Annotated in this window: 15 protein-coding genes and 1 riboswitch; of the genes, 5 read left to right on the top strand and 10 right to left on the bottom strand. The window is 39.7% G+C overall.

Translation table 11 applies throughout. The features are described from left to right. Positions 1-110 precede the first annotated feature (110 nt). From IE222_RS19075 to cax, 4 genes are all read right to left on the bottom strand, one after another. Positions 111-1652: a fumarate hydratase gene (locus tag IE222_RS19075; protein ID WP_191275632.1), complete on the bottom strand. Its 1542-nt coding sequence runs from the start codon at positions 1650-1652 to the stop codon at positions 111-113. 183 nt (positions 1653-1835) lie between these two features. Continuing rightward, the gene (locus tag IE222_RS19070) at positions 1836-2033 is read right to left on the bottom strand and encodes an SE1561 family protein (protein ID WP_191275631.1); all 198 of its coding nucleotides are present in this window, start codon (positions 2031-2033) and stop codon (positions 1836-1838) included. 111 nt (positions 2034-2144) lie between these two features. Next, positions 2145-2867 carry a YfkD famly protein gene (locus IE222_RS19065; RefSeq protein WP_370465068.1) on the bottom strand — a complete coding sequence of 241 codons (723 nt, stop codon included), beginning with the start codon at positions 2865-2867 and terminating at the stop codon, positions 2145-2147. A gap of 651 nt (positions 2868-3518) precedes the next feature. Beyond that, on the bottom strand, positions 3519-4556 hold the full coding sequence (gene cax / locus IE222_RS19060; protein WP_191275629.1) for a calcium/proton exchanger: 1038 nt from the start codon (positions 4554-4556) through the stop codon (positions 3519-3521). Between the two features lie 182 nt (positions 4557-4738). Between cax and IE222_RS19055 the strand changes: the two genes are divergently transcribed. Together IE222_RS19055 and IE222_RS19050 are read left to right on the top strand one after the other, a co-directional pair. Further along, entirely contained in the window at positions 4739-5905 is a 1167-nt protein-coding gene (locus tag IE222_RS19055) for an MFS transporter (RefSeq protein ID WP_240009786.1), read from the top strand. Between the two features lie 342 nt (positions 5906-6247). Next, positions 6248-8161 carry a heavy metal translocating P-type ATPase gene (locus IE222_RS19050; RefSeq protein WP_191275586.1) on the top strand — a complete coding sequence of 638 codons (1914 nt, stop codon included), beginning with the start codon at positions 6248-6250 and terminating at the stop codon, positions 8159-8161. A gap of 271 nt (positions 8162-8432) precedes the next feature. Here the strand turns inward: IE222_RS19050 and IE222_RS19045 are convergent, their stop codons facing one another. After that, positions 8433-9269 carry a YihY/virulence factor BrkB family protein gene (locus IE222_RS19045; protein ID WP_191275584.1) on the bottom strand — a complete coding sequence of 279 codons (837 nt, stop codon included), beginning with the start codon at positions 9267-9269 and terminating at the stop codon, positions 8433-8435. Positions 9270-9284: 15 nt separating this feature from the next. Further along, positions 9285-9635 (bottom strand): YtxH domain-containing protein, encoded by a 351-nt coding sequence (locus IE222_RS19040; protein WP_191275582.1) that lies wholly within the window; start codon positions 9633-9635, stop codon positions 9285-9287. Positions 9636-9808: 173 nt separating this feature from the next. Between IE222_RS19040 and IE222_RS19035 the strand changes: the two genes are divergently transcribed. Further along, positions 9809-10033, top strand: coding sequence for a DUF1128 domain-containing protein (locus tag IE222_RS19035; RefSeq protein ID WP_191275580.1), 225 nt, complete (start codon positions 9809-9811; stop codon positions 10031-10033). Between the two features lie 52 nt (positions 10034-10085). On the opposite strand, the gene map is transcribed toward IE222_RS19035, so the two are convergent. Continuing rightward, positions 10086-10838, bottom strand: a complete 753-nt coding sequence (gene map, locus IE222_RS19030) for a type I methionyl aminopeptidase (RefSeq protein ID WP_191275578.1) — start codon at positions 10836-10838, stop codon at positions 10086-10088. A gap of 268 nt (positions 10839-11106) precedes the next feature. Between map and IE222_RS19025 the strand changes: the two genes are divergently transcribed. Next, positions 11107-11433, top strand: a complete 327-nt coding sequence (locus IE222_RS19025; protein ID WP_191275576.1) for a helix-turn-helix domain-containing protein — start codon at positions 11107-11109, stop codon at positions 11431-11433. A 70-nt stretch (positions 11434-11503) separates the two neighbouring features. Here the strand turns inward: IE222_RS19025 and sinI are convergent, their stop codons facing one another. Both sinI and IE222_RS19015 read right to left on the bottom strand, forming a co-directional pair. Further along, a complete protein-coding gene (sinI, locus tag IE222_RS19020; protein ID WP_308435613.1) occupies positions 11504-11641 on the bottom strand; it encodes a DNA-binding anti-repressor SinI in 138 nt (45 codons plus the stop codon). A 30-nt stretch (positions 11642-11671) separates the two neighbouring features. Then, positions 11672-11761: riboswitch (cyclic di-GMP riboswitch) on the bottom strand. 530 nt (positions 11762-12291) lie between these two features. Beyond that, on the bottom strand, positions 12292-12666 hold the full coding sequence (locus IE222_RS19015) for a DnaJ family domain-containing protein (protein WP_191275575.1): 375 nt from the start codon (positions 12664-12666) through the stop codon (positions 12292-12294). Positions 12667-12806: 140 nt separating this feature from the next. Between IE222_RS19015 and IE222_RS19010 the strand changes: the two genes are divergently transcribed. Further along, complete coding sequence (locus tag IE222_RS19010; RefSeq protein ID WP_191275573.1) at positions 12807-13010, top strand: hypothetical protein; 204 nt, start codon at positions 12807-12809, stop codon at positions 13008-13010. A 94-nt stretch (positions 13011-13104) separates the two neighbouring features. Here IE222_RS19010 and hutH read toward each other — a convergent pair whose 3' ends face one another. Next, positions 13105-14619 carry a histidine ammonia-lyase gene (gene hutH / locus IE222_RS19005; RefSeq protein ID WP_191275571.1) on the bottom strand — a complete coding sequence of 505 codons (1515 nt, stop codon included), beginning with the start codon at positions 14617-14619 and terminating at the stop codon, positions 13105-13107. Positions 14620-14697 lie beyond the last annotated feature (78 nt).

Here is a 14697-nt window from a genome sequence, read left to right as displayed (position 1 = left end):
ACAAAAATTGGAACAAAATGGATTACCCTTAGCGTAAACAATTTATATATTCCTTCTAGAAAAATAAATAGACCCGCCCCAAAGCGAGTCTATCCCAACTACATTACAACTTATTTAAAAACCGGTTCCTTGAATTGTGCTAATTTTTCTAAAGAAGATTTGTCTACATCTGCATGCAGACTGTTTCCGTGGGAGTCCATTGTAACAACAGCACGGAAGCCTTCTACACGTAAGTGCCACATTGCTTCTGGAATACCGAATTCGGTTAAATCAACACCTTCGACAGATTTGATACAGTCAGCATAATATTGTGCAGCCCCGCCAATAGCGTTCAAATAGACGCCGCCGTGCTCTTGCAATGCTGAAAGAGTCTTCGGACCCATGCCGCCTTTACCGATAACAGCGCGGATACCGAATTTCTTCATGATATCACCTTGATAAGGCTCCTCACGGATACTTGTTGTAGGGCCTGCAGCCTTTACATGCCATTGACCCTCTTCATCCTTCAGCATAACCGGACCGCAGTGGTAGATAACTTGACCGTTTAAATCAACCGGTGCTTCATTGTCCATTAAATATTTGTGGATCGCGTCGCGGCCAGTATACATTAGACCATTGATTTCAACTACGTCTCCGACTTTCAATTGGCGAATTTGCTCTTCAGTAATTGGTGCTTGAAGTGAGATAACATCATCAGATGCACTAGCAGCGGCAACTTCTTTTTCAGCCTCGCCAGCGGCAAAATCAATGAACTCACCATCTTGATATGCCCATTCGATTATTTCACCATTTTGTGGATCAACTGAAACACCCATACGGCGGAATGCCCAGCAGTTGTAAGCAACAGACACATAGAAGCTAGCAGGAATACGGTGCATTACGCCAATTTTACAGCCTAGCAAAGTAGCTTCACCACCGAAGCCCATTGTACCGATACCAAGCTTATTGGCATTTTCCATTACGTATTCTTCAAGCTTGCGAAGGTCTTCATTTGGATTCAAATCTTCAACTGAACGGAATAATTGTTCTTTTGCTAAATCATAGCCAGAAGAACGGTCGCCGCCAATGCCGACGCCGATGAATCCGGCTGAGCAGCCTTGTCCTTGTGCTTGATAAACGGAGTGCATAATACATTTGCGGATCCCGTCTAGGTCACGACCTGCACGTCCTAGTCCTTCTAATTCACATGGCAGGCTGTACTGAATGTTTTTGTTTTCACAGCCGCCGCCTTTTAAAATTAACTTAACATCAATATAGTCTTTTTCCCATTGTTCAAATTTTACAACTGGAAGACCGTCGCCAAGGTTGTCGCCGCTGTTTTTGCCTGTTAATGAATCAACAGCATTAGGACGCAATTTCCCGTCTTTTGTTGCTTGAACAATCGCATTTTTGATGGCAGCCTTTAACTCAATTTGGTTTACGCCGACAGGAGTTTTAATTTTGAAAGTTGGCAGACCTGTGTCCTGACAGATTGGTGACACTTGTTCGTCTGCCATGGCGATGTTGTTTGTAATGGTTGCAAGGCTCATTGCTGCTCTGGTGCCGGCATTTTCTTTTTCTTTAGCCGACTTTACAGCACGGCGAACGTCTTTAGGAAGCTTTGTAGAGGTTTCAACAACCAGCTTGTACATGCTTTCTTCAAATTTTACGATATTCACGTTTCTTGTTCCCCTTTCCCTTGTCCTTCATATCTATTTTAATTTTTATAACTATTCGACGGCTTTAATTATACTCCTATAAGCACCAGATTTAAAGGCTAAGGTTGCAATCGATTACATGGTAGTATGCGGAAAAAATCTTATTATAAAAATTGCCCACAAAAAAGAGCCTGCTTATTAAACAGACTCTTCCGTTTCACGATTATTAAATTCGCGACATTTTGATTCCATTTCATCAAGAATAGAAATTAATCGGTCAATATCTTCAAGATCCGTCTCTTCCGGATCGATTGCATCCAATACGTCAATAAACATATTTAAACGCTGCTTTAAAAAGCTCACTTGAGTATTTTTATCATAGGTAGGGCTTCCCATTTCATTCGCTCCTTTCATTACCGTTTTATCCTATCTAATTTTCTGTTCTTTGGCAATGATTACTTATAGGCTGCCTAATTATTAATGAAATAGAAAAACCGTCCCCTTAATTTATCTTGGCCGCTCTGATGCAACAAAGCCAAACGAAACGTAGTCCTGTACCGGAATCCATGCCCCTATTCCTTGTGACGTGACATTTTTGATAACAATGAATTTGCGATTGCCTTTCAGCATTAAGTAAACTTCGCCATACGTAACCTTCCCCTTCTCACTAATTGCAGGGGCATATGCGTAAAGATAGCCTAATCGCTTTGCAGGAATATTGTAAAAATGATCATTTTTCGTGCCGGCACCAATAACCGTATCAAAAGATAAAGGAAGATTGGTCTTTTTCATTGCCTTTAGCAGCATCATTTTTTTCACTTCTTCAGCGTTCGTAATTTTAGATGTAAGACCCCCTCTTACAATCTTTTGCGACTCCTGAACATATTTAATTCGGTATGGTGTATTGCCGCCCCGATTGTCATAATAATTCGTATTGATTTTTTGATATTCCCAATTCGGTGAAGTCTCAGATGACTCATAGTTTAATGCCCACTGCCCAAGATAGACGATTGCACGATAGCCCACCGCAAAAGGGGTACTGTTAATACTTGATTCATTCAACATGCGGATTAAATCAGGATTCTCAATTTTTACATTAGATGAGTTAATCAATTTTTTCGTTAACTCACTTGGCTGCAAATATGGCAGATCCTGTGTTGAATTCGGATAGGTGTTTTCCTTCGTAATACTCCTAACAGAGGAAGGAATTTGATATTTTGCCGGCTCCATTTTCGGTGGGCCTGACGGGTTTTTTTCGGCGAAGGCACTTGGTACCATCAAAACCATTAATAGCAAAGTCATAAGGACAGAGATTAATTTTCTCACTAAGTTAAACTCCTTTCAGTACTAAACGTAAATCAGTCTGATAGTAGTTTTTTCGGAGTTGATTAATATTATCCATTCTATTATCGGTTTTGAAATTATTTTAAGAAAAGAAGTAATAATTAAGTAAACAGCCTTTTGAAAGCGTCAACAAATTGTAATACAATTGTAATAATCTGAACATTTACAAAATTCTAATTAAGTTTTATAATAAACTTAACTTTTCAAAAAGGAGGGCTGCAATCAATCGGCTAACCATATCCATATTCATAAGGAGGTTGGGATTCTCTCTAATATGACAGTCAACACTCGTGTTTGTCTTGCGTACAACTAAAACATGAAGGTTGGTGATTGATGGTCCCATAGTAAAGCGATTGATGGTTTACCCTATCATAGGACGAAAAATGAAAAACAAAGTACATGGAAGTAAATAACAAAAAAGACTCTAAACCTCATAAAACCTCATAAAAGAAGGTAGAGTCTTTTTTTGTTGCTTCAATTGGTGTCAGGCACCATGTGAAATTTTCACATGGTGCCTGATACCGTTAACCATCCCCATTACAGCAAATAGAAGCCGATTCCCATGATGACATAGGCGGCGAGTAAAGTAAGGCCTTCGAACCAGTTGGTTTCACCATCGTTAGAGATGACAACCATTAGGAGGACGGATGATGCCATGGCCGTGAGCTCCTGCCAGGTGAAAATCAGCGGCATTGATTTTTCAAATAATAATGATAATAGAACGAGAACAGGAGCAACAAACATTGCAACCTGCAGGGTGGAGCCGATGGCAATTTCAACCGCGACATCCATTTTATTCTTATAAGCCATTAAGACAGCAGATGCGTGCTCAGCTGCATTCCCTACAATTGCAACGATTATGACCCCGATAAACAGCTCCGACCAGCCAAATGATTCTGCAACATATTCAAACGTATGGACAAGGTGCTCGGAAATAAAAGCAACGGCAAGAGTTGCAATCAACAAGACGGCGATCGCTCTTCCTTTTCCCCATTCCGGCTCCTCATCATGATGCTCTGATGAGGTGTCACTCTGGTATACCCCTCGATGTGTGACCAATTTGAAAAATAATGCAGCTAAATAAAGCAAAATAAGAGTAATGGAAATCCCAGTACTTAATGATAATTTCTTTGTTTCGTTCATATCCGTAGAAAATACTTCAGGGATCACAAAGGCCACAATGATAGCAAACATCAACAATCCCGAATTATGCCGGGCATCGAATACATTAAATTTCTGCCGCTTATATTTCAACCCGCCGACAAAGAAAGAAAGTCCTGCAACCAGCAGAAGATTTCCCAACACAGAACCTGTTAATGAAGCAAGAACAACTCCTACTAAGCCTGCCTTTAACGCAAAAACAGAAATAATCAGCTCAACGGCATTTCCGAACGTTGCATTTAACAAACCACCTATTCTTGGTCCCGCCACAATCGCTAAGCTTTCCGTAGCTCTGCCCATGTAGCTGGATAACGCAATAATCGTTAAGCAGTATAGAATAAATAAAATAATGCTTGGCCAGTGCATGAAAGTCCCAATAATGGAGACAGGTACTCCAATAAAGGTCAACATCATAAAGATTTTATTTGTCACAAACTTTACCTCCAGAATCTATTTCTTTCTATTTCTCTTTCCCCACTTTTACTACAAAAAAACATTACCACTAATATAAATTCTAAAACAACATTTTCCTTGCAAAAAATTAATATTCCCGCTACCATCATTTAAGGAATATTTTACAAATGAGGAAAACTTACATGAAACAAAATCATTTTCTTTTATGGATTCTTGTCTCTCTTGTCGCCATTTCTGGTTTTTCCCAAGGAATGCTGCTGCCATTGATTGCCGTCATTTTTGAAAAAGGTGGTGTGTCATCGTCGTTAAACGGTTTGAATGCTATAGCTCTTTATATTGGGATTTTACTTGTTTCTCCATTCATGGAGCTGCCTCTTAGAAAATATGGATACAAACCAGTCATTATTGTTGGCGGCGGACTTGTAGTGGCCTCGCTTGCGATGTTCCCCCTTTGGAAATCGTTTTGGTTCTGGTTTATTTTAAGGATGCTGATTGGAATCGGTGACCATGCCCTGCATTTCGCCACCCAGACTTGGATTACCTCGTTCTCCCCAGCAGAAAAGAGAGGCCGTAATATATCGTTATATGGTTTATTTTTTGGAATTGGCTTTGCATCGGGACCATTGATGACCCCTCTTGTTAATATTAATGAAGCACTACCCTTTATAGTCTCCTCGATTCTTTGCTTAATCGGCTGGGTATTTGTGTTTACGTTAAAAAATGAACAGCCTGAACAAGTGGTAAACGTTAATTCTTTTTTAGCTGCTTTCATGCAGTTTAGTAAAGCCTTAAAATATGGATGGATAGCCTTTTTACCAGCATTAGGCTATGGCTTTTTGGAATCTTCCCTAAATGGCAGCTTTCCCGTTTATGCATTAAGAATAAATATGAATGTTTCAACCGTCTCTCTAGTTTTATCAGCTTTTGCGATTGGCAGCATTATCACACAGCTTCCTTTAGGAGTGTTGAGCGATCAATTAGGCAGGAGAAAAGTACTGATGACTGTTCTTTTTTTCGGATTCTGCAGTTTTACGGCAGCAAGTTTTTTAGAACATTCTACAATTGGTCTATTCGTAACCCTCCTCGTTTCCGGAATGCTCGTTGGCTCAACCTTTTCGCTTGGAATCAGCTTCATGACGGATTTACTGCCAAAAAGCCTGCTGCCGACAGGAAATTTATTATGCGGCATTTTTTTCAGCCTTGGGAGCCTTTGCGGTCCAATCATCGGAGGCATTTTTATCACATACCTGCAAAATATAAGTTTCTTTTATATTATTAGTACTATTCTTCTATCTCTTTCATTTATTATTTTTATTTTTGGAAAAAGACCTCAGCTTCAGTCCAACTAAGAAAGCTCGATTTAAGTAACAATTTGATACCTTCCCCATACAATGTGTGGTAGAATAAAATTAAATACAAATAGATCATTTAAGAATTTTGCTGTCATCACTTGATGACAGCTTTCGTGTTTTTTAAGGGGAGTGAGGTTGATTATTCTTATCAATTGCACATTGTTAAAAATAATTTTAATTAATAATGATTCTCGATTATATTCAATGAACTTACGCTCTATATCAAACATTATCAATAAATATTTATGAATATCATTCTCAATTAGATATAAATTTTATCAATTAAAATTGACTAGCAAAGTTTATTGCGCTATAATCTGATTCAAGGAGGGGATACAAATGGGTTCTGAAGCAAAGTCCCTGTCAAAAGGGATTCAAAAGGTTAGCTTATTAGATAAAATAAAACCGCATGCCGAGCTGATTGCTGCAGGTTTAAGCGGTGTGTTTATTATTGCTGGATGGCTGTTCGATAAAAATGGTCAAGGTGCAGATTCCATAATTGCCTATTTACTTGCATTTGTAATTGGCGGCTTTGCCAAGGCAAAAGAAGGAATTGAAGCCACCTATGAAAATAAAGAATTAAACGTAGAAATGCTGATGATTTTTGCAGCAATTGGCTCTGCCATTATCGGTTACTGGACAGAGGGAGCTATATTGATCTTTATTTTTGCGGTCAGCGGCGCCTTGGAAACCTATACGATGAATAAAAGCCATAAGGAAATTTCCTCCTTAATGGAGTTACAGCCGGAAGAAGCACTCCTTTTCGTTAACGGAATAGAAAAACGAGTACCAGTCTCTGAGCTCCGTGTTGGAGACCATATTTTGATTAAACCCGGAGAACGGGTACCATCTGATGGGAAGATTATAAAGGGTTACACGAATATTGATGAAGCTGCGATAACAGGCGAGTCGATGCCGGTTTCTAAAGGGAACGAGGAAGAAGTCTTTGCTGGGACCGTCAATTTGACAGGGTCAATCACAGTTCAAGTGACAAAGGCTAGCGGTGATACATTGTTTCAAAAAATCATTCAGCTTGTGCAATCAGCCCAAAGTGAAAAATCACCGTCACAGCTTTTTATTGAACGTTTTGAAGGAACTTACGTAAAGGTCGTCCTTCTAATAGTAATCGCGATGTTTTTCCTGCCGCATTTTTTATTAGGATGGAGCTGGCATGAATCATTTTATCGAGCAATGATTCTATTAGTTGTCGCTTCTCCCTGTGCCCTTGTAGCATCGATTATGCCCGCCACCCTGTCGGCAATTTCAAATGGTGCCCGCCATGGAATTTTGTTTAAAGGCGGTGTCCATTTAGAGAATTTAAGCCATTTAGGCGCCATTGCTTTCGATAAAACCGGCACACTGACAAAAGGAAAACCGGAAGTGACCGAAATCGTCATAAAGAAAGGTCTTGACCAAGAAAGCTTAGTATGGAAAGCCGCTTCGATTGAAAGTCACTCGAATCATCCCCTTGCACAAGCGATTGTCAAATATGCTAAACAATCACTTAAAAAGGAGCTTTTCCATCCCGACTCGCTTGAAGATGTTCCGGGCTGGGGAATTAAAGCTGAAATCAACGGTGAACAATGGAAAATTGGGAAAGCTGCTTTTGTCGGCAAAGACGTTGACCATTTTGCAGATGGAAAAGCAAAAGAACTTGCTGGCCAGGGAAATACCCTCGTCTTTATTGAAATTAATGGTACTTTGAGTGCCATGTTTGCCCTCAAGGATGTAGTTCGTGAGGAGACAAAGGTCGCTATTGACCAACTGAAAAAACAAGGAATTAAGACCGTCATGTTAACTGGCGACAGTGAAAAAACAGCCCGGGCGATTGCCGCAGAAAGCCACGTTGATGAGTTTTTCGCCGAATGCCTGCCTGAAACAAAGGTGGACCATCTTAAAGAACTGAAATCAAAATATGAAACGGTAGCGATGGTGGGGGATGGCATTAACGATGCGCCGGCGCTCGCTGTTGCGAATGTCGGGATTGCCATGGGAGAAGGAACGGATGTCGCTCTTGAAACGGCTGACATCGTTCTAATGAAAAATGACCTTCCGCGAATTGCTGAAGCCGTAAGACTTTCGCAGCGGATGAACAGAATCATCAAGCAAAATGTCATTTTCTCTATCTCTGTCATTATGGTGTTAATCTGTTCCAATTTCTTCCAGTTCATCGACCTGCCATTCGGAGTCATCGGCCATGAAGGAAGCACCATCCTAGTAATACTTAATAGCTTGCGGTTATTGAAATCATAAGACCACATAAATAGATAGACATTTAAAAAACCGGGTAACTAAACCCGGTTTTTTCGCCATTTATACGGTTAGTGATATCCGTTAGAGCCGTTTGCAGATCCGGACGTCTTATTTCCCTTGCTGCCTTTTCCTTTTTGTTTCGTACCGCCATCTTTTTTCGTATGTTTCGTCACTGTTCAACCCTCCCTCAATATGGTGGGGCCCCTGCATTTGCATCAACTAGGCCCTACGTCTAGTTTGAACAGATAAAACATTTTCATAAAGGTAACTATTAGCAATTGTTACGGTATTTTTCACTATAAAAAGCATTTATTTCTCCGCCAAGAATGATAATAAAGGCGGAAATGTACAGCCAGATCATTAACACAATAATTGCTCCAATACTTCCGTAAGTAACCGAATAATTACTAAAGTTTCCAACATAAAAAGAAAAGCCAAGCGAAGAAACAATCCAGCCAAAGGTCGCAAAGGCTGCCCCAGGAAAAGCGCTGCGACAGCGAAACTTCACATTCGGTGCAATCCAGTACAAACCCGTGAAAACAACAAACAAGATGATCGCACTCACAACAACGCTAAGAGTATTCCACAGTTTAAGAAATAATTTGGAATAGCCAAATTGCGAAAAAATAAATTGGCCGATTTCCCGGCCGAATATCGGTAAAATAAGGGCTAATAAAAAAATAAAGATCATTCCAAACGTTAGAAGAATGGCCATCCCTCTTGCGACAAGGAATGATCTGCTTTCCGGGACATTATAGGCCTTATTAAATGCCCTCACAATCGCATTTATCCCGTTCGATGCCGACCAAATGGTACCGATAATACCAAATGAGAGCAAGCCCCCGCTGCGATGTCTCATGATTTCATTGATGGTTTTTTCAATAAACTGCATTGCATCTACTGGAGCAAATTCCCGAATGATTCCCAGCATGTCCTGCTGAGGAATTGGGATATAAGGAATCAACGTAAATAGCACAATCAGAAGCGGGAAAAGTGAAAGAAGAAAATAATAAGCAAGCTGCGCGCTTAACCCCGGAAGATCATCTTCACTAATCCGATGCCAAAGCAAGCGTATTAAAGAGGAGCGAACATTCCCTTTATTCCCCATCATCACCTCTCCTTTTTAATAATTAGTTACTTTTTCTACAAGTAGTTCCTCCATTAACTCATCGTCATTGCTCTTTTTGAAGGTATCCTTTGTTTCCTTTAGCATTTCAGTTACTTGCGGTGTTAATTCACGAATTTCATCCACTTTTTCAGCTAGATAGGAAAACTCTTCACTTACCTGTTTAATCGTTGTTTTTATTTTTGCCACTGTTTCTCCTGGATGGCGAACCGTTTCATACACCTTGCTTGAAGTCTTTTGAACGTTCTCCTTCATTACTTGACGGGTATATTTATCCAATAAACTAACTGCACCGCCAGCAAGAGCGCCAAGAAGCATTCCCTTCCAAAAAAGATTTTTCTTTGTCATATGTACCCTTTCCTTTCCTCAATCAAACATGGTCTTACTATTTATTTTGCTTGATACTGTCTCACGATGCAAGTCCTCTCTTTTACCTATATGGCTTTAGTCAAAAGGTTTGTATTGACAGAATAGGGTTATCGTGAAAAGATGAAACTATTAGCTTGAAGGGGTGGATGTACATGGATTTATCACAAAAAACAGTAGAAAATGTTGAATTTATGATTGAAACAATAAAAGAAAAATTAAGAGTCTTAAACCTAGGAGCCATCAAGCCCTCACACTTTGACGAGGAAATGTATGAAGAGTTAAAAGAAATTTACGAAATGGTTCTCAGAAAAAACTCCTTCAGCCCAAATGAAATGCAAGCCTTGGTAGAAGAATTAGGAAACTTGAGGAAAAAATAAAAAAATTCAAAAGGGCCCCATGTGAAAATTCACAAGGGGCCACTTTTGTTTTTTATCCATCTTGGTCCGTTAGTATTACTGGGCCGTCTTTGGTGATGGCAATAGTGTGTTCGTATTGTGCAGAGTAAGTGCCATCAACAGTTCTGGCTGTCCAGCCGTTGTTATCCATTTTTGTATAATGCATGCCAATGTTCACCATCGGTTCAATTGTAAACACCATGCCTTCTTTAATCCGAGTGCCTTTTCCAGGCAGGCCGTAATGCGGTACATCCGGTTTTTCGTGGATGACCGTACCAATTCCGTGTCCAATAAAGTCCCGAACAACAGAAAGGCCTTCCCCTTCGACATATGCCTGAATTGCATGACCGATGTCTCCGATGCGGTTACCAGCCACAGCTTGTTCAATCCCTTTATAAAGAGCTTCTTTTGTTACATTTAATAAATGATCAACTTCTTTTGATACCTCGCCGACTGCATAAGACCAAGCAGAATCTGCCAGTGCTCCATTATAATTGACAACCATATCAATCGTTACAATTTCACCTTCTTTTAAAGGCTCTTTCCGCGGAAATCCATGGCATATTTCATCATTGATACTAGCGCATGTTGCATATTCATAGCCTTTATATCCTTTTTGCTCGGGAGCTGCATTATGTTCGCTTAAGAATTTCTCTACAAATTGATCTATCTCCCACGTTGTAACTCCAGGTTTAATCATTTTTGCAATTTCTTTATGGCAGGCCGCTAGAATTTCACCAGCCTTTTTCATCGCTTCAATTTCGCGTTGTGATTTCAGAACAATCATTGCACAGAGTCCCCTTCCTTTTTTATTTATTTTATGTATGTATTAACTATTTTTTATCTCGGATACAAGAATACCGCAACTCGTGCAAGCTCATTTGCAGCGAAAACTGGCTTACAAGTAAATATCCTCGATTCATTTCAGTGAACACTATTAATATTAACCTTATCGAGTCTATTTTTCAAAATTGTTTTTTGTTCTTAATATGGTACTTTCTCATTCTTTTTGGTAAAATGAACGTAAATATACTATTTATAGGTGTGTGAGACAAATGATTGGTGACCGCGTAAAAAAATTCCGCTCAGAAAAGAAAATGTCACTATCCGAACTAGCTGAACAAGCCGGCGTAGCAAAATCTTATTTAAGTTCACTTGAAAGAAATTTACAGCAAAATCCTTCCATCCAATTTCTTGAAAAAATAGCTCATGTTTTGAATATTTCTGTTGAACATTTAATTCATGAACAAGTAGATAAAACCGAGTTAGATTATGATTGGATGAATTTAGTTAAGGAAGCTATGAATTCTGGAGTTTCCAAGGAGCAATTTCGTGAATTTCTAGAGTTTAATAAATGGCGTAATAACCAAGGAAATCAATAAATATTCAAAAATGCCGCACCGAAAAAAGCATCCTGCATAAATTGCAGAATGCTTTTTAATTTTTATGTACTCACGAGTTATCTTTTTGTTCCTTCTGATTTAGAAAGGTCTGAACTTCTTCTATTGATAATCCTAACATTTTTGCCTCACATATAAGTTCCAGCCATTCTTCATCCATTACCCCGACCACTCTTTCCTGTACAATCACTCGTTTCACCCCTAAAATACTTTATGTATTCCAGGTAACCCGGCCATCATAGTAAGCATCACTTACCTTAGATCCTCGGCTTTGCGTCCCTATCTTTCAACAGGTTTGCCTTTTTCTGCGTGATATTGCCTCAGTACTACACCCTAAACCTAACAATGTTGGGACTATTTGCTCATTCATTTATCAGTAAGTTCATTATATCTAGTCCTTTTTTATCTGAGTGTTATATTTTGTCACACCTTTTTAATTTTCTAACTACTTTTTCCATCAAATTTTACCAAAATTCTACAAAATGCCAGTTAATCTCATTGGTTCAATAAAAAATAAAGAAAGTTTATCGTCGAAACTTTCTTCGTTTTTCATAAATATTGAAAAATTATCTTCCATTATACTTAAAAAATTTGTCTATTCTGTGACAAAAAGCATATAATATAATCAACACACATTATACCTAATATTATAAATTTTCTAATAATTGGTGGTGAATTTGAATGACAGTTGTTCATGTGCTAAATTTTTCGATTCCTATTGCCTTTATCGTTTTTGCAGGATTCATGCTGGATAAGATGTGCAAGCCCTCTAATCATGAAGAAAAAGCTGGCGAAGAGTGATGTTGATTCTAAAATACACTCTTAATCGCACAGCTTTTTTTATTTTAGCTTGTTTTGTATCTTCACTTCATAGTTTTTAAAAATGGACGAGTTTGTTGTTTTTCTGCGCTTTGACATCAGCTGATTATAGCGGAGAAGTTTTTCATTCAGCCTTTTTTTCAGATTTGCCCGTTCCTTGCTGTCGTCACATTTATTGATTAAGTCTTCAATTGTCATCAATTCCTGACGTAAGCCGCTTTCCTCCTGAGTATACCCTGCATTTTTCAGCAATTTATAGGCCATTCGCAATTCTTCAGGAATACCCGCTAGATCCTCCAGCTTCATTGGTTTACCATACCCTGGGAGGTTGTCAAACTCGCTGTCCTCGTAAGCTTTTTTAATACGGTCTTCTGAGATAATCTGAAACATATCCATGTGTTCAGTCCTCCTTTATAACCATTACTCCCATTATAACAAAAATTTGCTTCTCGTGAAAAAGTCAATGTCAAAATTTTTCGGTAATCATTTCTCCATGATAGGGAATGCTACTGTTGATAACGAAAGGAGTGTTGACTTTGGCACGTGGAGAACATTTTAACCATAAAAACAAAAATCATCCTGGAAATTTCCCTAAGCACGGCCAGCCAGCGGAAAAAACTTCTAAAGAAGAGTTCGGGGACGAGGAATTCCTGGTGACCCGGGAGGCCTTTAAAAATAGAGTAGAGGAAGATGAAACCCGCGGGGATACTGCCCGCTTACTGCCGGAACAAAAAGACTAAAAAGGCGTGAGAAATTTCACGCCTTTTTCTCATTTATTCAGCTCAAATAAACAGCTGCAAATTCAGTTGGTTTTTACGAACTCTTCCGCTTTTTTTAATTTAAGCTCAAATTTCTAGTGAACTTAGAAAATTCAATGGTTCTTAGCCATTGTGCTAATTTTTCAATATCCTGTGAGAAGATTCGATCCTTTTTAATAGATGCGACCTGTTCGCGTCCTTTTGTATAAAAATTCTTCGTTTGAGAAGCCATTTTATCCACACCGCGGTATTCGACCGCCTGCATCGCACAAATCATTTCGATTGCTAAGACTCTCCTTGCATTTTGGATAATCTGATAGGCATGTCTTGACGCAATCGTTCCCATGCTGACGTGATCTTCCTGGTTAGCCGAAGATGGAATCGAATCCACGCTTGCCGGATGAGCCAATGTCTTATTTTCCGAAACTAATGATGCAGCAGCATATTGCATAATCATCGCCCCGGATTGCAACCCAGGCTGGGGACTTAAAAACGGCGGCAGATCATTTAATTGCGGATTTACTAACCGTTCAATCCGTCTTTCAGAAATATTGGCAAGCTCGGCTACCGCAATTTTCATAAAATCCATCGTAAACGCAATCGGCTGGCCATGGAAATTCCCGCCGGAGATAACCATTTGTCCGTCTTTAAAAATCAATGGGTTATCAGTTGCGGCATTGATTTCAATTTCCAGCTTTTCTTTCACATAATCAAGGGCCTGCCAAGAAGCCCCATGAACCTGTGGAATACACCGCAGTGAATAAGCATCCTGCACCCTAAGTTCCCCTTGCTGTGTCGTTAATAAACTGTCACTTAAATATTTGCGGATTCTTGCTGCCGTATCGATTTGCTGTTGATACCCTCTCGCCGTTTGAATTTCCTCAGCAAACGCATCAATAATGCCGTTCAAACCTTCAATCGTCATGGAAGCAATGAGCTCGCTTTCGTATGCCAGCTGTTCCGCCTCCAAATAGCCGACAACCCCCATGGCCGTCATCGCCTGTGTGCCATTGATAAGCGCAAGACCCTCTTTCGCCTCTAACGTAATCGGCAGTAATCCCTCCTGCTGAAGGGCCTCGTGAGCGTCGATCCGCTCTCCTTTGTAAAAAACTTCGCCCTCGCCGATCAATACTAAGGCTAAGTGAGATAATGGAGCCAAGTCCCCGCTTGCACCAAGAGATCCTTGCTGAGGAATGACCGGAATAATATCTTTATTTACCAACTCCAAGAGCATATCAATTACCACCGGGCGAATACCGGAATATCCTTTTAATAAAGCATTCGCACGAAGCAGCACCATAGCCTTTGCAACAACCTCCGGGAACGGTTCACCGACACCGCAGGCATGAGAACGAATTAAGTTTAATTGTAGGTCCTGTACATTTTCTTTATCAATAAGTACATCGCTAAATTTTCCAAACCCTGTTGTAATGCCATATACAACTCTTTCTTCTGAAACAATTTCTTCCACGGCTTGACGGCTCTTAGCAGCAGCCTTGATACTCTCCTCTGATGCACGCACCTTTTGCTGTCGAAATAATACTTCCTTCATTTCTTCTAATGTTAGGCTGTTTCCTGTTAACGTAATCATTTAATCCCACTCCTCTACCACTTTAGTAAAATAAAGAAAGAGGCTGGATTCCTAATCTCATCAGATTTGGAGTCCAGC

Source organism: Neobacillus kokaensis (assembly GCF_014656545.1).
In the GTDB taxonomy this organism is placed as follows: domain Bacteria; phylum Bacillota; class Bacilli; order Bacillales; family Cytobacillaceae; genus Neobacillus; species Neobacillus kokaensis.
The sequence above is the reverse complement of the archived record's forward strand: the minus strand, read 5'-3'. Positions and strand labels throughout refer to the sequence as shown.

Excerpts from the sequence above, each read along its gene's own strand:
- IE222_RS19055 (WP_240009786.1), top strand. The coding sequence starts at position 4,739 with ATGAAACAAAATCATTTTCTTTTATGGATTCTTGTCTCTCTTGTCGCC.
- IE222_RS19015 (WP_191275575.1), bottom strand. The coding sequence starts at position 12,666 with ATGGATATGTTTCAGATTATCTCAGAAGACCGTATTAAAAAAGCTTAC.
- IE222_RS19025 (WP_191275576.1), top strand. The coding sequence starts at position 11,107 with ATGATTGGTGACCGCGTAAAAAAATTCCGCTCAGAAAAGAAAATGTCA.
- IE222_RS19070 (WP_191275631.1), bottom strand. The coding sequence starts at position 2,033 with ATGGGAAGCCCTACCTATGATAAAAATACTCAAGTGAGCTTTTTAAAG.
- cax (WP_191275629.1), bottom strand. The coding sequence starts at position 4,556 with ATGATGTTGACCTTTATTGGAGTACCTGTCTCCATTATTGGGACTTTC.
- map (WP_191275578.1), bottom strand. The coding sequence starts at position 10,838 with ATGATTGTTCTGAAATCACAACGCGAAATTGAAGCGATGAAAAAGGCT.
- hutH (WP_191275571.1), bottom strand. The coding sequence starts at position 14,619 with ATGATTACGTTAACAGGAAACAGCCTAACATTAGAAGAAATGAAGGAA.
- IE222_RS19040 (WP_191275582.1), bottom strand. The coding sequence starts at position 9,635 with ATGACAAAGAAAAATCTTTTTTGGAAGGGAATGCTTCTTGGCGCTCTT.
- IE222_RS19050 (WP_191275586.1), top strand. The coding sequence starts at position 6,248 with ATGGGTTCTGAAGCAAAGTCCCTGTCAAAAGGGATTCAAAAGGTTAGC.
- IE222_RS19065 (WP_370465068.1), bottom strand. The coding sequence starts at position 2,867 with ATGGAGCCGGCAAAATATCAAATTCCTTCCTCTGTTAGGAGTATTACG.
- IE222_RS19045 (WP_191275584.1), bottom strand. The coding sequence starts at position 9,269 with ATGGGGAATAAAGGGAATGTTCGCTCCTCTTTAATACGCTTGCTTTGG.
- IE222_RS19035 (WP_191275580.1), top strand. The coding sequence starts at position 9,809 with ATGGATTTATCACAAAAAACAGTAGAAAATGTTGAATTTATGATTGAA.